This window comes from Nocardia sp. CY15 (assembly GCF_009829295.1).
GTDB classification, from domain to species: domain Bacteria; phylum Actinomycetota; class Actinomycetes; order Mycobacteriales; family Mycobacteriaceae; genus Nocardia; species Nocardia sputi.
Genome location: NZ_VUOT01000028.1, coordinates 58279 through 79947, shown reverse-complemented (window position 1 = coordinate 79947; position 21669 = coordinate 58279). Strand labels below are relative to the sequence as shown.

Sequence of the window (21669 nt, the reverse complement as noted above, 5' to 3'; positions counted from 1 at the left end):
CATCGGATCGCCCCCTAGATTTTCGCCGGGCGCAGGTGCACGACCTTCGTCTGGGTCATCTCGTCCAGCAACTCGGGTCCATAACCAAAGCCTGCTCCGCTGGCCCGGCGTGGGTGCGCCGCACCGCCGGGCGCCCCGCCGAACACCGCGTTGATCTTCACCGTGCCCACCGGCAGTTCCCGCCAGGCGCGCTGCGCGTTGGCCATCGACGGAGTGAGCACGGTCGCCGCGAGTCCGTAGTCGTCGTTCGCCGCTTCCGCGATACCCTGCTCGAACGTATCCACCACCCACACCGGCGCGAGCGGACCGAACGTTTCCTCACGCATGATGCGCATCTTCGGATCGCAATGGGCCAACACGGTGGCCGGATAGTGCGCGCCGGCACCGTCCGGCACCACGCCGCCGGTCATCAGCTCGGCCCCGTGGTCCACCGCCTCGCGCACGTGGGCGTGGACGTGATCGCGATGGCGCCGGTCGACCAACGGCGCCACCGTCCTGGCCTCGGCTTCGGCGACCAGCGCGGCGAGAAAGGCCTCCGCGACGTCCCGGTGCGCGAAGATCCGCTCGACGGACACGCAGATCTGGCCGGAGTTGGCGAACGCGCCGAGCGCCGCCTGACCCGCCGCCCAGACCGGATCGACCCCGGTGTCGACGACGAGCGCGTCGTTGCCGCCGTTTTCCAGCAATGCCTTGGCACCCGTGGTCGCAGCGCTTTTCGCGATCGACCGTCCGGTGGCCGTGCTACCGACATGCGCGACGACGTCCACATCGGAACGTGCGGCCAGCAGCGCGCCGACCCTCCCATCGCCCTGCACCGTCTGCAGAACGCCCTCGGGGAGCGCACCGGCGAGCAGATCGCCCAGCAGCCCGCCGGTATGCGGCGCGCGTTCACTCGGCTTGTACACGACCGTGTTTCCCGTGACCAGCGCCGCGCCGAGTAAGCCGCAGGACACCGCCACGGGATCGTTCCACGGCGTCAGGGCGACGACGACGCCGCGCGGTTCCCACACCATGAGGTCGGTGGCCTCGAAATTCCCCTGCAGGCTCTTGCCTCGGTGCACCAGTCCGAGCTCGGCATATTGCTCCAACGTCGCGGCGCCTGCCGCCACACCCTCCTTGCTCTCGGAGAGTGGACGTCCGGTCTCGACCCGATTGAGCTCGGCGAGTTCCTCGGCACGCTCGCGAAGCAAGGCGGCGCCCGCGCGTAGCGCGGCGGCCCGCTCGCTCGCCGGGGTTCGCGCCCAGATCGGCTGCACACGGTTGGCCATCTCCAGGCACGAATCGATCTCCGCCATACCGGTCATGGCCACCTTGCCGACGGTGGCGCCGGTGGCCGGATCGAGGATCTCGATCGTTTCGCTCGCGTCTTGTCCTGCGGGAAACGTGACAGCGTTCGGTCCGCTCATATCGCGGACATTGCCTCGCACGCGGGGTTTCAAACCGGCTTGTTGCGATAGCTGAAACGCTGCATTTCTGGACAACTGCCAGTTGAACCGTAATAGCTGATGATTCGCTGAGAGCTCTGGGCCTGGTTTGATCCGGCAGTAAAAGGCAAGAGCTATCGACATGGCCGAACCCACCGAACGGCTCGAAGTGCTGTTATGGCACGTGCACGGCTCTTGGACGACGTCGTTCGTGCGAGGACCGCACCGCTACCTGATCCCTGTGGTGGAAGACGGTGGGCCATGGGGCCGCGGGAGGTGCGGCCGCGACTGGCCCTCCGCCGAGGAGGTGCCCGCAGGCCGGTTGCGGGAAATCGAGCCGGACGTGGTCGTTCTCCAGCGCCCGGAGGAAATCGGCCTGATCGAGCGATGGCTCGGTCGTCGTCCCGGCGTCGACATTCCGGCGGTCTACGTCGAGCACAACGCTCCGCGTCCCAGCGCGGCCACCGCCAGGCATCCGCTGGCCGAACGCGCCGACATCCCGATCGTGCACGTCACGCATTTCAACAATCTGATGTGGGACAACGGGAGCGCCCCCACCCGGGTCGTGCCGCACGGGATCGTGGACCCCGGCGCGCTCTACACCGGCGAAATCCCGCACGGCGTAGCGCTGATCAACGAACCGGCGCGGCGCGGAAGGATCACGGGAAGTGATCTGTTGCCCGACTTCGCGATGGCGGGACCCGTCGATCTGTACGGCATCGGAGCGAGCGACTTCACGGCGGACAAACCGGCCCGCTATCCGATTCGCGGCATCGGCGACTTCGAACAGTCGGCATTGCATCCCGAAATGGCGCGCAGAAGGGTGTATCTGCACACCGCGCGGTGGACCTCGCTCGGCTTGTCCCTGCTGGAAGCCATGCACCTGGCCATGCCGGTGGTGGCTCTCGCCACGACCGAGGCCGTCAGCGCGGTGCCGCCGGAGGCCGGGGCCATTTCGTGCGACGTCGCGTCACTCACCGCGAAGTTCCGCGAATTGCTCCACGAACCCGATCTCGCCGTGCTCGCGGGCAAGTCGGCACGGCAGTTCGCGCTGGAGCACTACAGCCTCGACGCCTTCCTGCGGCGGTGGGACTCCCTGCTCGCCGAGCTCACCGAATGACGGCAGTGTCCCGGACCGGAAAGGCACGTTGATGAAGATCGCGATGGTGTCCGAACACGCCAGCCCGCTCGCCCTGTTGGGCGGCGTCGATGCCGGTGGACAGAACGTCCATGTCGCGGAGCTGTCCGCGGCCCTGTGCCGGCACGGGCACGAGGTGACCGTCTACACGCGACGCGAGGACGCCGAGGCGCCGCGCACGGTTACCACCGAACAGGGTTACCGCGTGATCAATGTCCCGGCCGGACCGGCTCGCGCATTGCCGAAGGACGAATTGCCGCCGTACATGGATGAATTCGGCGACTTTCTGCACGAGCAGTGGCGGCACGAACGCCCCGATGTGGTGCACGCGCATTTCTGGATGTCGGGGCTGGCGGCACTGCGTGCCGCTCGGCCCGCGGATATCCCGGTGGTACAGACGTTTCACGCCCTCGGGGTGGTGAAACGCCGCTATCAGGGCACGCACGACACCAGTCCGGCCGACCGGGTGCGCCTCGAACAACTGATCGCCGAGCGGACCGACCGCATCATCGCCACCTGTACCGACGAGGTGTTCGAACTGGCCAGGATGGGCGTGCCTCGCTCCCGCACGTCGGTGATCCCCTGCGGCGTGGATCCGGAGCAGTTCACGCCCGAGGGACCGAGCGCACCGAGGTCAGCCGAGCACCGGATGGTCAGCGTGGGCAGGTTGGTGCCACGCAAAGGTTTCGACATCGCGATCACCGCGCTCACCAGCCTGCCCGACACCGAACTGGTTCTGGTCGGCGGCCCGGACGGCGGCGAACTCGCCGATGACCCGGAAGGCGGGCGGCTCCTGGCATTGGCGGACGCGCTCGGCGTGCGAGACCGGCTCCACATGCTGGGCCGGGTGCCGAGGACACGAATGGCGCCCCTGTTGAGATCGGCGGATGTGGCCGTGTGCACGCCCTGGTACGAACCGTTCGGCATGACACCGCTAGAAGCGATGGCATGCGGCGTTCCGGTGGTGGCCGCTGCGGTCGGAGGCCTCATCGATACCGTCGTCGACGGTGTGACCGGCAGGCTCATCGCCCCGCAGGCCCCCTTGGAATTGGCTGACGCGGTCCGCGATCTTCTGAGTGCGCCCGCACTACGGCACAGGTACGGTCGCGCAGGCCGCGAGCGCGTAGAGAAGCGCTATTCGTGGGACCGGATCGCCACGGAGACACTTCGCGCGTACCGCCGGGTGACCGCGGCCGGACGGGCGCGAAACAACAGCGAGCCCGGTCGCGGCCGCTCGCTCGACGGCAGCGCCGAGCGACCGGCGACGGGTAGGCGATAGCCGTGTCTCGGCGCTACGAACGTGCGCTGGTCACCGGCGGTTGCGGGTTCGTCGGATCGCACCTGTGTGAGCAGTTGCTCGACGCGGGCGCAGCCGTTCTCGCGCTCGACAACTTCGCCACCTCCACACCGGACAACGTCGCCCGGCTGCTGGACCGACCAGGGTTCGACCTCGTGCGGCACGACGTCACCGAGCCGTGGCCCGCGGTGGGCTCGTTCGACCTCGTCTTCCACCTCGCCTCCGCCGCGTCGCCTCCGGACTACCTGCGGCTGCCGATCGAGACGCTGCGAGCCGGTGCACTAGGAACCGCCAACGCCCTCGACCTGGCCGAGCGGGATCGAGCTCGATTCGTACTCGCGTCCACGAGCGAGGTATACGGCGACCCGGCCGTCCACCCGCAGCCCGAGAGTTACTGGGGCAACGTCAACCCGGTCGGTCCGCGCAGCGTCTACGACGAGGCGAAACGTTTTGCCGAGGCTTTGACTATGGCATTTCGCCGGGAACGAGGAGTGCAGACCGGAATAGCACGGATTTTCAATACCTACGGTCCGTATATGCGGACCGACGACGGACGAATGGTTCCGACATTCATCGCTCAGGCCTTGGTCGGCGCACCACTCACCATTGCGGGAACCGGCGAGCAAACCCGTTCTCTCTGTTATGTGGAGGATACGGTGCGCGGCCTGATCGCACTCGCTTCCGCCGACCATCCCGGCCCGGTCAATATCGGCAATCCGCACGAAATCACCGTCCGGGGACTCGCCGAGGAAATTCGCGCGATGACCGGCAGCCGATCCGTTGTGCATTTTGTCGACGGCGCGATAGACGATCCGAAACGGCGCTGTCCGGACATCTCGCTGGCTCAGCGCGAACTCGGCTGGCGACCGTTGGTTACCAGGGCGGATGGGTTGCACCGCACGATCGACTGGTTCGCAGGCGGGGCGTTTATGTCGGCGGAACAATTACCGCCTGAGCGGCTCGGTACAGCAAACCAGTTTAGCGGCGGCTTCAGCGGGTAGCGCCCGTATACGTCAGCGGGCAGGTCCCGCGCGTCTCGAACAGAAAGGCGACCCGTGCGCATTCTGGGAGTAAACGCGGTATTCCACGATCCTGCTGCTGCCGTGGTCGTGGACGGCGAGATCGTCGCGGCCGCCGAAGAAGAGCGGTTCACACGTCGCAAACACGGCAAAAGGCCGGTGCCTTTTTCCGCGTGGGAACTGCCCGAGCAAGCGGCAGCATGGTGCCTGGACCGAGCGGGGATACGCCCAGACCAGCTCGACGCGGTGGGCTACTCCTACGACCCGGGGCTGGTCGATCATTCGCTCGGCGGTCTCGACGAGAAAAGCGAGGAGACGCGAACGGATTACGCGTTCAGGGCGCCCGCTTTTCTCCGGGCCGCGTTGCCCGGCCTCGATCCCTCGATCGTGCGCTTCGTGCGGCATCACGTGGCGCACGCCGCGTCAGCAGCGCTCGCGGCGCCGTTCGGCGACTCGGCGGTCCTCGTGGCCGACGGTCGCGGCGAGAGCCAGTCCTATCTCGCCGGAGAGTACCGCGACGGCAAGTTCGTGGAGCTGGCGGCACAGCGGCTGCCGCACTCGCTCGGGCTGATGTACGAGGATCTCACCGCACACCTCGGATTCGCCCGGTCCAGCGACGAATACAAGGTGATGGCCCTCGCCTCCTATGGCACGCCCCGCTTCCTCGACCGCTTCCGGGAACTGGTGTATTCCACCGGTGACGGTGGTTTTCGAACCGAACCCGTGAACTGGGAGTGCTTCGCCCCCGCCGCGACCGGCGGTGACCTCGGCGGGGACCACGCCGACCTCGCCGCGAGCGTCCAACGACGACTCGAGGACGTGTTGCTGGAGTTGACGTCCTGGCTGCATCGTCAGACCGGACAGCGCAATCTCACACTCGCCGGCGGCATCGCGCTGAACTGCGTGGCCAACACCCGGCTGCACGACGAAGGCCCCTACGAACGGATCTGGGTGCAACCGGCGGCGGGTGACGCGGGCACCGCCCTGGGCGCCGCGCTCCAGTTGGCGGCCGAGTTCGGTGAGCGTGCCACCCCGATGTGGGGGGCCGATCTCGGCCGCGAGTGGACGGACCAGGAACTGGAAGCCATTCTCCGCACGGCGAAGATCCGGTACACCAGGTCCGAAGACGTTGCCGCCGAAGTGGCGCAAGCGCTCGCGGAGGACCAGGTGGTGGCCTGGTTCCAGGGCCGGGCCGAATTCGGCCCCCGCGCGCTCGGGCATCGTTCGCTGCTCGCGCATCCCGGTCGGGCGGCCAACCTGGAACGCCTCAACGATGTGAAGGGGCGCGAACAGTTCCGGCCGCTCGCCCCCATGGTGCTCGCCGATCGGGCGTCGGAGATCTTCGGACGCGGACCGTTGCCGAGCCCGTACATGCTGTTCGTCCACGATGTCGCCCCGGCATGGCGCACCCGGATTCCCGCCGTGACGCATGTGGACGGCACCGCGCGGGTGCAGACCGTCGATCCCGCGGACAACCCGGTCTTAGCGCGGATGTTGTCGGAGTTCGCCCGGCGCACAGGGTTGCCCGTGGTGGTCAACACCAGCTTGAACACCGCGGGCAGGCCGATGGTCGATTCGCCTCGCGACGCCCTCGAGTGCTTCGGTTCCGCCCCGATCGACCTGCTGGCCATCGGCCCGTTTCTGGTGCGGCGGCCATGAACGGCCATACCGTGGACTACAGCATCGTGATCCCGACTACGGGCCGGGAAAGTCTTCGGGTGCTGCTCGAGTCGCTCGCCACCGCGGCGGGGCCGAGGCCACGGGAAATCATCGTGGTAGACGATCGTCCCGCAGGCGGGGAACTGCCGCTGCCCGGCACACAGCCTCCGGTGCGAGTCATCCGCTCGGGTGGCCGCGGACCCGCTGCCGCGAGGAACGCGGGATGGCGGCACGCCGCGGGCACGTGGATCGCCTTCCTCGACGACGATGTGATCACCACGCCGGATTGGCCCGCCCGCTTGGCCGAGGACCTGCACGGTCTGGACGAGAAGACGGCGGCTTCCACCGCCCGCATCGAGGTGCCGCTGCCGAAGTACCGGCGACCGACCGACGAGGAACGAGGAACCGCACGGCTGGCCACCGCGCGGTGGATCACAGCGGACATGGCCTACCGCCGGTCGGCGCTGGTCGCGGTCGCAGGCTTCGACGAGCGATTCCCGAGGGCGTTTCGGGAAGACGCCGATCTGGCGCTGCGCGTCTGCCTCGCCGGTTACGTCATCGCACCCGGGCAACGGCTGACTCGCCATCCGGTCCGCGCGTCCTCGGGGGCCTTGGCCAGTGTGCGAGCACAACGCGGGAACGCCGACAACGCGTTGCTGCGGCGCAAGTACGGGGCGCGGTGGCGTCAGCGCATCGGTGAAACCGACGGGCTTCTCCCCCGCCACGCGCTGACCACGGCCGCGGGTGCGCTGGCCATGACGCTCGGCATCGCAGGCCGCAAACGCCCCGCCTTCCTGTCGGCGGCGATCTGGATGACGCTGACCGGCGCATTCGCCACGCGCCGCATCGCGCCGGGGCCTCGCACGCCCGGCGAAATCGGCCGGATGACGGTGAGCAGCGCGCTGATTCCACCGGCTGCGTGCTGGCACCGTCTGCGCGGCGAACTGCGCCACCGGCACGCGACCCACACCTCACCGCTGGCGTTGTTGTTCGACCGGGACGACACCCTCATCGTCGATGTCCCCTACCTCGCCGACCCGGCCGAGGTTCAGCCGGTGCCGGGTGCCGTCGAAGCGCTGGAGATGGCGCGTGCGGCCGGCATACAGCTCGGCATCGTGAGCAACCAGTCCGGTGTCGCGAGAGGATTGATCAGCCCCGGGCAACTGGCGGCGGTGAACGCCCGGGTCGAGGAACTGCTCGGACCTTTCGCGACGTGGCAGGTGTGCGTGCACGGCGAGGGCGACGGCTGCGGGTGTCGCAAACCCGAGCCGGGCATGGTGCGACGGGCAGCCGCGGATCTCGGCGTCGACGTCGGCCGGTGCGTGCTCATCGGCGACATCGGCGCCGATATGGACGCCGCCATATCCGCGGGCGCACGCGCGATCCTGGTGCCCACGGCGAGAACCCGCCCCGAAGAGGTGCATCGCGCGCGTCGGGAAGCGACCGTGGCGCAGGATCTTGTCGAAGCGGTACGGCTGGCGATGGCGGGTGCGCCATGACGCGCCGGGCGCTGGTGGCACGCATGGACAACATCGGCGATGTGCTGCTGGCGGGACCGTGCGTGCGCGCGGTGGCCGCGCACGTCGATGCGGTGACGCTGTTGACCGGGCCGCGAGGCCGCGCCGGCGGCGAGCTCCTTCCGGGTGTGCAACAGGTTCTGACCTGGTGTGCGCCGTGGATCGACCCGGAGCCGCCCGAGATCACCGCGGCGGGCGTGAACGCGTTCATCGAACGGATACGCGCACTCGACGTGGACATCGCGTTGATCCTCACGTCTTTCCACCAGTCGCCGCTACCGCTGGCGCTGCTGCTCAGGATGGCTGGTGTGCGGTGGATCGGCGCGATCTCCGACGACTACCCCGGTTCGCTGCTGGATCTACGCCATCGCGTCGAAGGCGATCCACCCGAAGCCGAACGCGCGCTGTCGCTCGCCGAAGCGGCCGGTTTCCGATTGCCGCGCGGGGACGACGGGAAACTCGCGGTCAGACAACCACTCCCGAAAGTCGGTGGCCTGACCGGCGAACCGGGCTATGTGGTGGTGCATCCCGCCGCCTCGGTACCGGCGCGGCAGCCGTCGGCGGCCCGTTCGGCGGCCATTGTCGCCGCGCTGACCGGCGCCGGTCACCGGGTGATCGTGACCGGCGCCCCCTCCGACCGACCGCTCACCAATGCTGTCGCCGGTGTCCACGCCATCGACCTCGGCGGAGCCACCACCCTGCCCGAGCTCGCCGCCGTGCTCCGCGACGCGAGCGTCGTGGTAGCGCCCAACACCGGTCCGGCGCATCTCGCCGCAGCCGTCGGGACGCCGGTGGTGTCCCTCTTCGCACCGGTCGTGCCCGCCGAGCGCTGGGCACCCTACGGCGTGCCGGTGGCGATGCTCGGCGACCAACGCGCGCCGTGCCGGGGCAGCAGGGCCCGGGAGTGCCCGGTCGCGGGGCACCCATGCCTCGAGTCGATCACCCCCGAGCAGGTCGTCATGGTGGCGGAAGAACTCGGTGCAGGCAAGCGCGAGCGTCTGCGGACAGGAGGTGTGTCGTGATCGAGGAGCATTTCGCGGCTTTGCGTACCGCACTGGAGCGCACAAGTCGCTTCGCACCGAATATCCGCAGGTGGGGGCGGGAACTGGCGGAAGTACTCGACAACGGTGGCAGATTGCTCGCATGCGGCAACGGTGGCAGCGCCGCCGAAGCCCAGCACCTGACCGGTGAACTGGTCGGCCGCTTCCGCACTGAGCGGCGCCCCCTGTCGGCGATCGCCTTGCACGCCGACACCTCGGCGGGCACCGCGATCGTGAACGACTACGGCGCAACCGAATTGTTCGCACGTCAGGTCCGGGCGCACGGCAGGCCCGATGACGTCCTCCTCTTGCTGTCCACCAGCGGCACCAGCCAGAACGTGGTGGCCGCGGCGAAAGCGGCGCGCGACATCGGCATCACCACGTGGGCCATGACCGGACCCGCGCCCAATCCGCTCGCGGCACTGTGCGACGACGCGGTGGCCGTGGAGGCGTCCACCACCGCCACGGTGCAGGAGGTGCATCTGGTCTTGGTGCACGCCTTGTGCGTGGCGCTCGACGACGCACTGGGGGTACCGACATGAAGCCGTTGGTCGTGGTCGGCGACGTCATTCTCGACGTCGACATCGAGGGTGTCGCCGACCGGCTGTCCCCCGAAGCGCCCGTGCCCGTGGTGGACGTGGCACGCCAGTGGATACGTCCGGGCGGCGCCGGCTTGGCCGCCGCGCTGGCCGCCCAGTCGGTCGCCGAGGTCGCGCTGATCACCGCGACCACCGACGACCACGACGGCCGCATCCTCGCGCGACTGCTCGACCAGCACGTGCAGGTCGTTCCGATGCTGCTGCGCGGCGAGACGGTACGAAAGACCCGCGTCCGCGCCTCCGGTCAGTCGCTGCTGCGACTGGACACCGGCGACGGGACCGCGGACGGCGGTCCGGTGAGCGCCGCAGTCACCAGGACGCTGCAGGCGGCCGGGGCGATCCTCGTCGCGGACTACGGCCGGGGTGTGGCCGCGAATCCGAGCATCCGGCACCTGCTGACCGACCTGTCCCGGGCCGTGCCGGTGGTGTGGGATCCACACCCGCGCGGTCCGGCGCCCACGCCGGGTGCGTCGCTGGTCTCACCGAATCTGAGAGAGGCGCGTCAGTTCGCGCCGGGATACGTCGAACCCGACGAGTTGGCGAAGGTGCTTCGCGACGAGTGGTCCGCGGATTCGGTCGCGGTCACCACCGGATCGGGCGGCGCGGTGCTCGCCAATGGGAAACGGCTCACCGTGGTGCCCGTGCCCGCCGAGGTGCGTATCGCCGGGCACGCCGGTTCCGACACCTGCGGCGCGGGCGACCGATTCGCCTCGGCCGCGACCGCCGCGCTCTTCGACGGGTCCACGGTGGCCGATGCGGTGTCGCGCGCCGTGGACGCGGCGGCCGAATTCGTCGCCGCGGGCGGCGCGGTCACGCTGTCCACGCGCGACAGCGCCGCTGTCACCAAGGCGAGCACCGAGGAAGCGGGCGAGTCGGCGTTCGAGGTGGCGGCGCGGATCAGGTCGCGCGGCGGCAGACTCGTCGCCACCGGCGGCTGCTTCGATCTACTGCACCCCGGCCATGTGAGCTTGCTGCGCCAGGCACGCGCCATGGGCGACGCGCTGGTGGTCTGCCTGAACTCCGATGCGTCGGTGCGGCGTCTGAAAGGGCCGCGCCGCCCGATCGTCACCGCACGCGATCGCGCCCGGCTGCTCACCGAATTGTCCTCGGTGGACGCCGTCGTCGTGTTCGACGAGTCCACACCGAGCGCGCTGCTGGACCGCCTGCGTCCCGATGTGTGGGTCAAGGGCGGCGATTACTCCGGCGCCGAGCTGCCCGAGGCCGAAGTCGTTCGCGGCTACGGCGGCGAGATCGCGCTGGTCCCCACGGTTCCCGGTTACTCGACATCACAGCTGGTCGCCGCGGCCCAGGCCGGCGGCTGACCCGACAGCGAAGGAGCACGATGCGAACCCTCGGCAATATCTTGATCACCGGCGGCGCTTCCGGGCTCGGCGCGGCCGTTACCGCCGCCGTGCGCGAGAACGGGGGCCGCCCGTACGTGATCGACCGGGTGGAGCCCGAGACGCCGGTCGACTTCGTGCGTGCCGACCTCGCCGATACCGACGCCGCCGAACAGGCTGTGCACGAGATCATCGAGCGCGCGGGCGGGCGGATCGACGGCGTGTTCACCGCCGCCGGAACCGACGCGTGCGGCCCGCTGGACAAGGTGCCTACGAAGAAGTGGGAATACGTGGTGCAGGTCAATCTGTTCGGCACAGCCGCCGTGATCCGTGCCGCCCTTCCGGCCCTGCGGGAAAGCAAGGGAACGGTAGTCACCTGCGCTTCCACCCTGGGCATCAAAGCGGTCGGTGACGCGACCGCCTATTGCGCTTCGAAATTCGGCGTCGTCGGCTTCACCAGGGCGCTCGCCGCCGAGACGGCGGGCAGCGTCGGGGTGACGTTGCTGATCCCGGGCGGAATGCATACCGCGTTCTTCGACGACCGCGACGAGCAGTACAAGCCGCCGCCCGACGCGAAACTCAACCAACCCCACGACGTCGCCGCCGCGGTGGTCTTCGCGCTGAGCCAGCCGCCCGGCTGCGAGGTCAGGGAGATGGTCGTGTGCGCGTCGGAAGAAGGTTCGTGGCCTTGACGCACTCGATTCTCGTGCTCCGCGCACTCGGGCTCGGCGATCTGCTGACCATCGTGCCCGCCCTGCGCGGACTGAGAAACGCCTACCCGGACGGCCGGGTGGTGCTCGCCGCGCCGGAACCGCTCCGCGAGCTGGTGGGACTCATCGACGCGGTCGATGAACTGCTGCCGACCGCGGGACTCGGTGCGCTGCGGTGGCCGGGCCCGCCGCCGAGGCTGGCGGTCAACTTGCACGGCAGCGGGCCGGAGAGCATCCGAGATCTGCTGGCGTCACGCCCGAATACCCTGCTGACCCATCACCATCCGGATTTCCCCGAGTTGCCCGGCCTCGAGTGGCGCGAGGACATGCACGAGGTGGAGCGCTGGTGCCGCCTGCTCGAATACGGAGGAATCGGCGCCGATCCCACCGCGCTGCTGCTGCCCGCGCCACCGGAGCCCGCCGAGTCGAACGTGGTCGTGATCCATCCGGGCGCGGCTTATCCCGCGCGCCGCTGGCCATCCGAACGTTTCGCGCGCGTGGCTCGGGAACTCAGCGGCAACGGCCACCGAGTGGTGATCACCGGGACAGCAGGCGAGATGCGGTTGGCGAACGCGGTCGCCGAGAACGCGGGGTTGCCGCCCTCAGCGGTGTACGCGGGACGCACCGGCCTGGCCGATCTCGCCGCGCTGGTGGCCCACGCGGCCCTGGTGGTGTGCGGCGACACCGGCGTAGGGCATCTCGCCACCGCCTTCGGCACACCGTCGGTACTGCTGTTCGGCCCCACGCCTCCGCACCGGTGGGGACCGCCCGCGGCCGCGAGACACCACGTGACGCTGTGGGCGGGGGAAGCCAGCGACCCGAATACCGACCATCCGCATCCCGGACTGCTCATGGTGCGACCGGAACAGGTGCTGACGGCCGCGACCGGGTTGCTCGCAGAGCGGGTGCGCCATGGGTAGTCGCGTCGGCGTTGTGGGCGCCGGTTATGTGGGGCTCACCAGTGCCGCGTGCCTCGCCCACTTGGGACATCACGTGGTCTGTGTCGACAATGACGAGTCGAAGGTAGCGGCTCTTCGCGCGGGTACGGTCGCGATCGTCGAGCCCGGCTTGCCGGAGCTGGTGCGCGAGGGGCTCTCGGAGAACCGGCTCTTCTTCACGTCCGACCCAGCGTCGCTGCACGAATGCGAAGTGGTCCTGTTGTGCCTTCCCACGCCCATGGGCACCGGTGGCACGGCCGACCTGGGCGCATTCGAGGACGCGCTCGAGACGTTGTCCACCGTCCTACCGCCGGATTGTGTGCTCGTCACCAAGTCCACCGTGCCGGTGGGCACGGCGGCGCGAATTCCCGCGCTGTCCGGCCTCGCGAGCACGGCAGTCGTCAGCAACCCCGAATTCCTCCGGGAGGGCCACGCGGTGCAGGACTTCCTGCGTCCCGACCGCATTGTGGTCGGTGCGGCCGAGCAGGACCGGGAGTCGGCCGACCGTGTCGCGGCGCTCTACGCGGGCACGGGCGCGCCGGTGCTGCGAACGGACTCGGCCAGCGCGGAACTCGCCAAGTACGCCAGCAACGCCTTCCTCGCGGTCAAACTCTCGTTCGTGAACACGCTCGCCGAACTGTGCGAACGGGTCGGAGCCGATATCACGAAAGTCACCGACGCGATGGGAATGGACGATCGGATCGGCCCGGACTTCTTGGCGCCCGGCCCCGGCTGGGGCGGCTCGTGCCTGCCCAAGGACACGCGCGCGCTCTTGCGAGCCGCGGAGACTTCGGGCGTCGACTTCGCGATCGTCCGTGATGCCCTGCGCGCCAACGACTATCAGCACGCGATGATGATGCGCAAGATCCGTCGCGCGGCCACCGGTGCGGTCGACGGCTCACTGGCGGGCACGCGCATCGGCGTACTCGGCCTCGCGTTCAAAGCCGGGACGGGCGACCTGCGCGACTCCCCCGCCGTCGCGGTCGCGCGGCAACTGGCCCATCACGACGCCACGGTCACCGCATACGACCCGTGCGTCCCGGACTCGAGCGCCCGCGACCTGCGCGGCATCCGCGTGGTGGACGACCCGTATCTGGTGGCGAAGGACGCGGGCGCGATCGTCATCCTCACCGAATGGCCCGAGTTCCGTTCCCTCGACTGGTCGAGACTCGCGACCGACGTCGACCGGGCTGTCATCGTGGACACCAGGAATCTGCTCGATGAGCAACTGCTGAGCGGCACCGAGTTCACCTTGCTGGGCAACGGTACTGTCGGCTCCTTCGGTGGCTGACGCAGCTGTCGCTGCCGAACGATCCGCGGTTCGTATCGGCATGATCGCGATCGGTCGACACCGACGTCCACAGGACTGAGAAGTGAATCGCTTCTCAGGGGCTCCAGCTCACAGACCGAGCCAGTTCTGTTTCGAGTGCTCGAGTCGGGATGGTTGGGCTCAGTGACCGCGCTCGACCGCTGCGGATGGTCCGTCAGATCGCGAGGCTACGCCGTCTAGCGGCAGCACACTCGAAGGGAGTTCCACTCGGTTCGAATCCTTTCTCGGTCGGGGACCCTCTTATGGTTGTGACACTCGAATCGAGACGAGCGACCGCGATCGACGCCTGCGTGGTCCCCATCCCGCACCATCGCCAGCCCCCGCGTCGGACCATCGAGGAGGTGGGTGGAGTGGATCGTGGATGGGTCGGTGAACAGCTGGTGGAAGCGGCCCAGCATGGCGACCGGGAGGCGATCTCCGCGATCATCGATGGGGCCCATCCGCACGTGCGGCGCTTCGCACAGCACTTGTGCGCGTCCTCCGCCGACGCCGAAGACGCCGCACAAGAGGCCTTGATCATCTTGTATCGCAAGATCGGGACCCTGCGCGCCGCGACAGCCATCGCGTCATGGATGTTCCGCATCGTCCGCAACGAATGCCTGCGCCGCACCCGATACCTACTCGACCGCGGACCGCAGATCGGCCCCGCCGTGCCCGACGCTGTCGCCTCCGCCGAGGACGAAGTCCTGCGCCGGCTCGACACCGACCAGCTCACCCAGGCGATCAGCGCCTTGCCCGATCTCCAGCGCAGAGTTCTGATCATGCGCGATGTGCTCGGCTATCCCGGGCACGCGACTGCCGTCGCCCTCGGCCTGAGCACAGCGGCAATGAAATCGCAGCTGCACCGCGCACGCGCCGCGATCCGCCACAGTCTCAACCCCTAGTCCGGGCAACAAATTTCGGCCGTCGATCGCGCCATCACTACCACCCTTACGAATCGAAGGAAAACCTCACCATGCTCGCAACCGGATCCCCCGCGCCCGAAATGGAATTCGAAGCCACCACCGGGCAGACTTGGCGTCTGTCCGACTACCGCGGTGTGCACAGCGCACTGCTGTATTTCATGCGCTCGACGTCATGCCCGATCTGCAACCGGCACGTGCGCGATCTCGTCGCACATCGAGACGAGTTCGACTCCAACAACATTGGTGTCCTCATAGCGGTCCCCGAGGACCGCACCGCCGGCCTGGCCTGGCAAACCGAAAACGGCATCCCCTTCCCCGTCCTGGCCAGCTCGGCGGGCACCCCTCACGAATCAATCGGCCTGACCCGCAACTTCTTCGGCACGATGCAGCAGTCCGGCACCATCCTCATCGACTCCGACGGCATCATCCGCCACACCCACAGCGCCACCCTTCCTACCAACAGCTACGACAGGAAGGGCATCCTCGCGGCCGTCGATTCCCTGGGCAGCCGTGCAGGTTTGTGACGCTTCGGTTCCATCGAGGTCCACGTCCACCGCGGCCGATCTGAAGGGTCTCCTCCGCCGGGAATGGAAAGACCGACACCCGCCACCGGACCGTAATTGTTTCCAGCCCGTTGTCGATACCCTCCGCCAGTCGGAGCCGAGGCCATCGACAACGGGCTGGACTTGGTTTTTGCCAACTGCGACGGCGGCATCAAGACTCCACGACTTCACTCTGGCAGTGGCGCCGAACACGCGGCCACGGGCTGGGCCACGACGAAGATCTGCCGCAGAACCGACGCATCACTCGTCGCCACGCGATACAGCCCCAAGCCGCCATCCAGCAGCAACTCGCCCCGCAAAAGACGCCGTCACGAAGCGGCGCAACATCGACTAACCAACCGAAGCACCTGATCACCGCAGCACTGATACGGCTCGCGGGAAATAAACGTGTTGTCAGACCTCCGAAACGGACAAAACCAGGGTCGAACTGATACGTTCGCCCTGGTCACAGCTCCCCCATCTGGACTCGAACCAGAAACCTGCCGTTGTTGGTTCGGGGGCTGGTCGGTGTTCACACCCGATCACGCCAGGCCACGATAGATGATCTACCTGCGACGATGCCGGGGGCATGGTGCACGACTGTTCACAGACGATCACGGACAATCACCCTCAATTCTTGGTGTAACCTTGGGATGGATCAAATCCGCCGCTACCGTCGCGGTCCGGCATTTCGTACGACGGCGCGGGCCGTTTGGATCGCACGTCCGGCTGGGGTGTCGCCCGCGCGGGTCTCCTGTGGGCATTGGTGCATCGGGCCGGTGCGCAGCATTCAGCTTGCCCTGCCCAACTCCTTCTCCAGAACGGCCGACGAGTCCGGCGCCATTTCCGCCGATGCGATGTAGTGCCGCTCCGTGATCCCCTCCCGGGCATGTCCCAGTTGTTTCGCCGCTGTCCTGGCATCCGAGCCCTCAGCGATCAGCGTGGCAACCGTCTTTCGGAACGTATACTGCGTCACATCCTTGTAGACGGTGCCGCGTGCGGCGCGCCAGGTGCGGTTGAAGTTGTGTGGATCGCGTAGCACTCCACCACGCCCCGGGAATACAAGAGCCGTCTGATCATTCACCTCCACCACCTCGCCGCGAACCTCGCGCAGTGCCTTCACCTCACACATCCGTCCGCACTTCGGGTCGTCTTGCAACCGCTTCAACATGTCTACGGCGAACCCGGGCAGCGCGACAGTTCGGTGCCCCGCGTCTGTCTTCGTCCATTCCTGCCGGAACAGTCCCTTACCTTTGGGACTGCCCCGGCTTTGGTTGACCCGCGGGGTTGCTGGGTTCAGGCCGCGAGTGCGGTCTGTTTGATTGTCTCAAACTCGACGGGAGTGAGTTTGCCGAGTCCGCGTTGTCGCCGTTTGCGGTGGTAGGTTCTCTCGATCCAGGTCACGATTGCCAGGCGCAGTTCGGCTCTGGTCGACCAGCGTTGCCGGTCGAGGACATTGCGCTGGAGCAGAGCGAAAAACGACTCCATTGCAGCGTTGTCACCACATGCCCCGACTCGGCCCATGGAACCACGCAAACCGTTGCGCGACAGTAAACTAACGAACTTGCGTGACCGGAACTGGCTACCCCTGTCGGAGTGCACAATCGTGCCGGCTGGTGCCCGCACGGCGATGGCGTTGTTCAACGCTTTGACCGCCAGCGACGCCTTCATGCGCGAGTCGAGGGAGTAGCCGACGATCCTGTTGGAATAGCAGTCCTTGATCGCGCACAAATACAGCTTGCCCTCGCCGGTGGGGTGCTCTGTGATGTCGGTGAGCCATCGCTGATCCGGCGCAGTCGCGGTGAATTCGCGCTGGAGGAGGTCGTCGTGAACCGGTGGGCCGGCCTTTCGGGTCAATCCTCGTTTCTTGGCGAAGCTGCTCCAGATTCGCTGGATCGAGCAGAGTCTGGCCACCCTGTTCTCCCCGGCGGTGATCCCGCGCGCGGGTAGCTCGTCGGCGATGAACCGATAGCCGAACGCTGGGTCGTCGGCGTGGATGTCGTAGGCGGCGTTGATCGGATGCGCGTCGTCCCGATCACGTTGCGATACAGGGTTTTTCTTCCACTTGTAGAACGCTTGTGTGGTGAAGCCCAATACCCGGCAGGTCACCGCGACAGGCACCTTCACAGGTGCCGTGTCGGCGGCGAGGTCAAGGACCAGCGGGTACATCATTTTGGGTTGATGTCGCGGGACAGGTAGGCGACCGCGCGACGCATGACCTCGGCTTCTTGTTCGAGCTGCCGTATCCGTTTACGGGCCTCGCGCAGCTCAGTGGACTCGTCGCGGGTGACACCGGGACGGGCACCGTCTTCGATGTCGGCCTGTTTGAGCCAGTTCTTCAGGCAGCTCTGCGAGATCCCGAAATCCTTGGCGATCTGAGTCAGCGACGATTCGCCCTTACGGGCGACCGCGACCACATCGCGACGGAACTCCTCGGGGAACGGCTTGGGCATGATGACGATCCTTCCACTGCGAAGACCGAAGTCCTCACAGATCAGGAGTCAACCGAACCAGGGGCAGTCCCCGTTGCGACCCGACTTGCCTGGACTCCCCTTCGACTTCACCATCTCGTCAAAGCGCTCTCCGCAGGGGTCGGGAGCAGATCCGTTCGACAACCGCCTCCAAGCACTCGACCTCAGGATGCCCTCCCCTGAACTACAACCGGATTCGGCCAGACATCGTTTGTGACTAGCACCAGCCTCGGTGCAATCGCGATGCCGCCGCAGCTGGGCCGACCGGCACGCCACCTGATCGGTGACACCTAGTAACAGGAGGGACAGCAGTTCCGCTTTGGCTTTGTGGCTGCTGTCACCCGCGACGCACGCCGGGCGATCGACTGCGCTTTGCGGCGGGCGATCTCGTCGTGACACAGCACCTGCAGGAACTCGATATGCCCGAGGTCACCGGCGCGGGCCCGCGCCAGCCGGGACTCGAGTGTCTGCAGCATGCCCGACAGCTTCAGGGTGCGCAGTGCCTGCTCCAAGGCGACATCGATGATCACGCCGACACCCCCGCCCCGCGCTCGCCGTCCGCACCATCACCTTGAGCGAGGTTCGCAGCGGTGGCGGAGCGATGATGACGACACCGAGGTGATGCCGGTGATCGACGCGCTGTAGATGACCAGTAGGGACTGCACCATCAACATGGCCCGCTCCGTTTTCAGGAGCGGGTTCTTGACGTTGCGGAGGCTTTCAGTAGCTCCAGTCGGCGCGGCCGAATTGACTGGGCGGTCAGCTCTCCCGGTACCGCGCCAGCACCTGCTTTACGGCATCCGTGACCGGTGGTTCCTCGACCAGGTTGGTCCAGGTGTAGGCGTCGTGTTCGGTCAGTTCCACGGGCTCGGCATGGCCGACTTCGATGGCGAAGTTGAACTGTCGGCTTTTCTTGCCGCTGCCGGATTGGTAGTCGAACTCGCCGAGGTAGTTCGTGATGGCGGTGACGTCGAGGCCGGTCTCTTCTTTGACTTCCCGAATGAGGGCTTGGTCGATGGCTTCGCCGGGGTCGACCTTGCCGCTGGGAAGTTCCCAGATTCCGCCCATGAAGTCGTCGGCGGGGCGTTGCAGCAGGAGGACTTTGCCGTTGTGTTGGACGACGGCGCCGACGACGAGTTGTTGCACCTCGTCCCGGTCGGCTTCCAGTGTCAACTCGTCCAGCAGTGTTGTCTCGATCATCGAGCCCTATCCTTTCAGGTCGGCGTGGTGGGTGATCACTTTGTAGAGCGCTTCGATGTAGCGGTCGACGAGCGGCAGGTCCGAGTCTCGATGCCAAACGGGGAGCTTGAGAGTGGCGTGGTGCAGTGCTTCGGCCCGCGGGTAGTCGCCGGGGGCGTATGCCAGCTTGCCAGTGAAAGCCGGGAACAGCGGACCTGGCTCTTGGAAGAGTGGTAGGAGATTGAGTGGGCAGGTTGATCCTGGCCGATCGAACTCAGTGCAGCCCTCGGCCTGCAACGCGGCGTGGAAGCGCTCGACCGGCACGTCATCGAAGAATTCACCGTCGTAGAGAATCGTGAGTCCGTACCAGGCTGGTCGCGTGTGTGGTTCGTGCCAGGTGATGGTCAGGCCCGGCTCTCGTTGAAGTTCGTCGTGGATGTACCCGGCGATGCGCTGACGCCCTGCGAGGTAGTCATCCAGACGTGAAAGCTGTTCCAGCGCACAGGCTGCCGCCAGCGGGTGAATGCGATGCTTGAGTCCCATTCCCGTCACGGCGTAGCGACTATGGATGGAACGTGCTGGGATTTCGTTTCGGCACCGCTTGTTGTACTGGCCGTGCAGCAAGACGCGGTGGTACACCTGCTCGTCGTCGGTGAGTATGAAGCCGCCTTCCCCGGCCGACAGCGGTTTCGGCCCGTTCATGCTGAACGCGGCGGCTTGTCCGAACGTGCCAAGCTTCTGCCCACCGATGCTGGCGCCGTGAGCGTGGGAAGCGTCTTCGAGCAGCAGCACGCCATGGGCATCCGCCACGGTTTTCAGACGTCGAACCTGAGCTGGCATCCCCCACATATGCGTCACCACAATGGCTTTGGTGCGGCCGGTGATGCGGCGAGGGATGTCGTCCGGGTCGAGATTGCCGCTGCCGTCACAATCGGCCAGGACAGGGGTCGCACCAAGGTGCAGCAGTGGTGTGGCGGTGGCGAAAAAGGTATACGCAGGCACAATCACCTCGTCGCCCGGTCCGATGCCGCAGGCAGCGTATATCGAATACAGCGCAGCGGTGCCTGAGCTGGTGAGGATGGCGTAGCGGGCACCGAAGTACTGCTGGAGCGCGTCTTCCAGTCGAGCGATGACACCGGAGCGGTCGTAGATCGAGATGCCCTCATCGAGCTGATCGAGGATGGCAATGCTGGTGGCCTCGGTCAGTGGCGGCCAGGAAAAGTGCGGTGCCGCCTCGGTTATGACGGGTGGGCCGCCGAGCAGCGCGAGTGGTGAGGTCACAAGAGTTCCTTGGGATTGATGTGGGTGTGGGTGCGTGCGGCCTCGTAGCAGGCGGCGACGAAGGCCATGTGAGTGAGGTTTTCGGCTGGACAGCTGAGGTTCGGTCGGGTGCCGTCGATGACGCGGTGGAAGTAGTCGATTTGGCAAGCTGCGGCCGAGGGCCAGGCTTGTTCACGATGCAGCGACTCGATGACCTCGCCGCTGTTGGTGAGTCGGCGGATGCGGCCACGTTCCAGATGGACGACGCCGTCGGACCCGACGAGCCGGATCTCTTCGGTCTTCGGCCCGATGAACCGCGAGAGCAGTAACGAGCCGTAGAGGCCGCTGTCGTAGAAAAAGTGAACGAGTGCAGTGTCTTCGGCGTCGTAACGTCGGTCCGGTCGCGCACCGACCGACAGCTCGGCTGTGATGCTGTCGGGCAATCCGAAGTACCACAGGAGCAGGTCGATGAGGTGGTAGCCCATGTCGATCACGCAGCCACCGCCCGCCTTGGCGGTCTGCCCGCGCCAACCCTCAGACGGGTCATCGACATGCACGGTGTAGCGGGCGTCGATCAGAAACGGCGTGCCGATCTGGTCGGCGAGCTGCGGGAAGCTCGTGTAGATCGGATTGAATCGCCGTTGCAGCGTGACCATCAGCTTGATGCCGGATCGTTCGCACAACTTCGCCAGTTCGATAGCCTCCACCAGGTCAGTGGCGAACGGCTTCTCCTTGAGCACGTGGACCCGATGCTCTGCGGCACACTCGATCACCGCCCTGCCAACATCGTGCGGCACGCAGACCACCACCAGGTCGAGCGGCTCGGCCTCGAACATCTCGCGGTAATCGGCGAAGCCGGGCACATGATGCAGTGTTTCCTGCTGACGCACCACACTCGCGTCCTCATCACAGACGGCGGCTAGCTCGACGTGATGTGAGGCCACAAGTGCTGGAAGGTGATCGTTGATCGCCTGGCGCCCGAGGCCCACGACACCGGCGCGCAGTGTCGTGCTGCGGTCAGCGACACGGCGCGATGTGCGCCACCCCGATTCAATGTCCGTGCGGACGATGCGCGACAGCGGTGCTGCACCGAGCGCGCCTCGGACCGATTCACATGGTCTCATTCGATCCCCCAACTGATCGTTGTGCAGACGGCCCCCTGCCTATCGGAGCCGTCGTTCCAGCCTCACGCACGCGGCGCTTCTCGAAGAGGGCAAGTTACGGGGCAGATCGTCTGCCCGACCGAGGGTCGGTGCTGCTGGATAGACTGAACCGACCGATATCGGCGAGGGGACGCATGC

Annotated in this window: 20 protein-coding genes; 13 read left to right on the top strand and 7 right to left on the bottom strand. The window is 67.0% G+C overall.

The window, feature by feature from the left end:
• Positions 1-14: 14 nt before the first annotated feature.
• The gene (locus GVY39_RS26005; protein ID WP_236565673.1) at positions 15-1568 is read right to left on the bottom strand and encodes an aldehyde dehydrogenase family protein; all 1554 of its coding nucleotides are present in this window, start codon (positions 1566-1568) and stop codon (positions 15-17) included.
• Here GVY39_RS26005 and GVY39_RS26000 point away from each other — a divergent pair.
• From GVY39_RS26000 to GVY39_RS25940, 13 genes are all read left to right on the top strand, one after another.
• Positions 1567-2544, top strand: coding sequence for a glycosyltransferase (locus GVY39_RS26000; protein WP_159928968.1), 978 nt, complete (start codon positions 1567-1569; stop codon positions 2542-2544). The genes GVY39_RS26005 and GVY39_RS26000 overlap by 2 nt on opposite strands.
• Before the next feature lie 31 nt (positions 2545-2575).
• On the top strand, positions 2576-3841 hold the full coding sequence (locus GVY39_RS25995) for a glycosyltransferase (protein WP_159928970.1): 1266 nt from the start codon (positions 2576-2578) through the stop codon (positions 3839-3841).
• A 2-nt stretch (positions 3842-3843) separates the two neighbouring features.
• Complete coding sequence (locus GVY39_RS25990; protein ID WP_159928972.1) at positions 3844-4860, top strand: UDP-glucuronic acid decarboxylase family protein; 1017 nt, start codon at positions 3844-3846, stop codon at positions 4858-4860.
• Between the two features lie 54 nt (positions 4861-4914).
• Complete coding sequence (locus GVY39_RS25985) at positions 4915-6537, top strand: carbamoyltransferase C-terminal domain-containing protein (protein WP_159928974.1); 1623 nt, start codon at positions 4915-4917, stop codon at positions 6535-6537.
• Positions 6534-8036, top strand: a complete 1503-nt coding sequence (locus GVY39_RS25980; protein WP_159928976.1) for an HAD-IIIA family hydrolase — start codon at positions 6534-6536, stop codon at positions 8034-8036. Before GVY39_RS25985 ends, GVY39_RS25980 begins: the two co-directional genes overlap by 4 nt.
• Positions 8033-9076: a glycosyltransferase family 9 protein gene (locus GVY39_RS25975; RefSeq protein ID WP_159928978.1), complete on the top strand. Its 1044-nt coding sequence runs from the start codon at positions 8033-8035 to the stop codon at positions 9074-9076. The genes GVY39_RS25980 and GVY39_RS25975 overlap by 4 nt, the downstream gene beginning before the upstream one ends.
• Positions 9073-9636 (top strand): SIS domain-containing protein, encoded by a 564-nt coding sequence (locus tag GVY39_RS25970; protein ID WP_201295350.1) that lies wholly within the window; start codon positions 9073-9075, stop codon positions 9634-9636. Before GVY39_RS25975 ends, GVY39_RS25970 begins: the two co-directional genes overlap by 4 nt.
• A complete protein-coding gene (rfaE2, locus tag GVY39_RS25965) occupies positions 9633-11015 on the top strand; it encodes a D-glycero-beta-D-manno-heptose 1-phosphate adenylyltransferase (RefSeq protein WP_159928980.1) in 1383 nt (460 codons plus the stop codon). Before GVY39_RS25970 ends, rfaE2 begins: the two co-directional genes overlap by 4 nt.
• A 20-nt stretch (positions 11016-11035) precedes the next feature.
• Positions 11036-11725, top strand: coding sequence for an SDR family oxidoreductase (locus tag GVY39_RS25960; protein WP_159928982.1), 690 nt, complete (start codon positions 11036-11038; stop codon positions 11723-11725).
• Positions 11722-12663 (top strand): glycosyltransferase family 9 protein, encoded by a 942-nt coding sequence (locus GVY39_RS25955; protein ID WP_236565674.1) that lies wholly within the window; start codon positions 11722-11724, stop codon positions 12661-12663. The genes GVY39_RS25960 and GVY39_RS25955 overlap by 4 nt, the downstream gene beginning before the upstream one ends.
• Positions 12656-13972, top strand: coding sequence for a UDP-glucose/GDP-mannose dehydrogenase family protein (locus GVY39_RS25950; RefSeq protein ID WP_159928994.1), 1317 nt, complete (start codon positions 12656-12658; stop codon positions 13970-13972). The genes GVY39_RS25955 and GVY39_RS25950 overlap by 8 nt, the downstream gene beginning before the upstream one ends.
• A 389-nt stretch (positions 13973-14361) precedes the next feature.
• The gene (locus GVY39_RS25945; RefSeq protein WP_236565675.1) at positions 14362-14895 is read left to right on the top strand and encodes an RNA polymerase sigma factor; all 534 of its coding nucleotides are present in this window, start codon (positions 14362-14364) and stop codon (positions 14893-14895) included.
• A gap of 71 nt (positions 14896-14966) precedes the next feature.
• The gene (locus tag GVY39_RS25940) at positions 14967-15440 is read left to right on the top strand and encodes a redoxin domain-containing protein (RefSeq protein WP_159928998.1); all 474 of its coding nucleotides are present in this window, start codon (positions 14967-14969) and stop codon (positions 15438-15440) included.
• Positions 15441-16248: 808 nt separating this feature from the next.
• On the opposite strand, the gene GVY39_RS25935 is transcribed toward GVY39_RS25940, so the two are convergent.
• From GVY39_RS25935 to GVY39_RS25910, 6 genes are all read right to left on the bottom strand, one after another.
• Entirely contained in the window at positions 16249-16581 is a 333-nt protein-coding gene (locus tag GVY39_RS25935) for a tyrosine-type recombinase/integrase (RefSeq protein ID WP_159929000.1), read from the bottom strand.
• A 173-nt stretch (positions 16582-16754) separates the two neighbouring features.
• Positions 16755-17911 (bottom strand): IS3 family transposase gene (locus GVY39_RS25930; RefSeq protein ID WP_370523826.1). Its coding sequence is split into 2 segments (ribosomal slippage): positions 16755-17641 and positions 17641-17911, totalling 1158 coding nucleotides; the frame shifts between segments, so codons are not numbered across the junction.
• 308 nt (positions 17912-18219) lie between these two features.
• Positions 18220-18459 (bottom strand): hypothetical protein, encoded by a 240-nt coding sequence (locus tag GVY39_RS35140; RefSeq protein WP_201295351.1) that lies wholly within the window; start codon positions 18457-18459, stop codon positions 18220-18222.
• A 229-nt stretch (positions 18460-18688) separates the two neighbouring features.
• Positions 18689-19129 carry an NUDIX hydrolase gene (locus GVY39_RS25920; RefSeq protein WP_159929002.1) on the bottom strand — a complete coding sequence of 147 codons (441 nt, stop codon included), beginning with the start codon at positions 19127-19129 and terminating at the stop codon, positions 18689-18691.
• A gap of 6 nt (positions 19130-19135) precedes the next feature.
• Positions 19136-20389: a DegT/DnrJ/EryC1/StrS aminotransferase family protein gene (locus tag GVY39_RS25915; RefSeq protein ID WP_159929004.1), complete on the bottom strand. Its 1254-nt coding sequence runs from the start codon at positions 20387-20389 to the stop codon at positions 19136-19138.
• Positions 20386-21492 (bottom strand): Gfo/Idh/MocA family protein, encoded by a 1107-nt coding sequence (locus GVY39_RS25910; RefSeq protein ID WP_159929135.1) that lies wholly within the window; start codon positions 21490-21492, stop codon positions 20386-20388. Before GVY39_RS25910 ends, GVY39_RS25915 begins: the two co-directional genes overlap by 4 nt.
• Positions 21493-21669: the final 177 nt, after the last annotated feature.

Excerpts from the sequence above, each read along its gene's own strand:
- GVY39_RS26000 (WP_159928968.1), top strand. The coding sequence starts at position 1,567 with ATGGCCGAACCCACCGAACGGCTCGAAGTGCTGTTATGGCACGTGCAC.
- GVY39_RS26005 (WP_236565673.1), bottom strand. The coding sequence starts at position 1,568 with ATGTCGATAGCTCTTGCCTTTTACTGCCGGATCAAACCAGGCCCAGAG.
- GVY39_RS25995 (WP_159928970.1), top strand. The coding sequence starts at position 2,576 with ATGAAGATCGCGATGGTGTCCGAACACGCCAGCCCGCTCGCCCTGTTG.
- GVY39_RS25980 (WP_159928976.1), top strand. The coding sequence starts at position 6,534 with ATGAACGGCCATACCGTGGACTACAGCATCGTGATCCCGACTACGGGC.
- GVY39_RS25975 (WP_159928978.1), top strand. The coding sequence starts at position 8,033 with ATGACGCGCCGGGCGCTGGTGGCACGCATGGACAACATCGGCGATGTG.
- rfaE2 (WP_159928980.1), top strand. The coding sequence starts at position 9,633 with ATGAAGCCGTTGGTCGTGGTCGGCGACGTCATTCTCGACGTCGACATC.
- GVY39_RS25960 (WP_159928982.1), top strand. The coding sequence starts at position 11,036 with ATGCGAACCCTCGGCAATATCTTGATCACCGGCGGCGCTTCCGGGCTC.
- GVY39_RS25950 (WP_159928994.1), top strand. The coding sequence starts at position 12,656 with ATGGGTAGTCGCGTCGGCGTTGTGGGCGCCGGTTATGTGGGGCTCACC.
- GVY39_RS25940 (WP_159928998.1), top strand. The coding sequence starts at position 14,967 with ATGCTCGCAACCGGATCCCCCGCGCCCGAAATGGAATTCGAAGCCACC.
- GVY39_RS25920 (WP_159929002.1), bottom strand. The coding sequence starts at position 19,129 with ATGATCGAGACAACACTGCTGGACGAGTTGACACTGGAAGCCGACCGG.
- GVY39_RS25910 (WP_159929135.1), bottom strand. The coding sequence starts at position 21,492 with ATGAGACCATGTGAATCGGTCCGAGGCGCGCTCGGTGCAGCACCGCTG.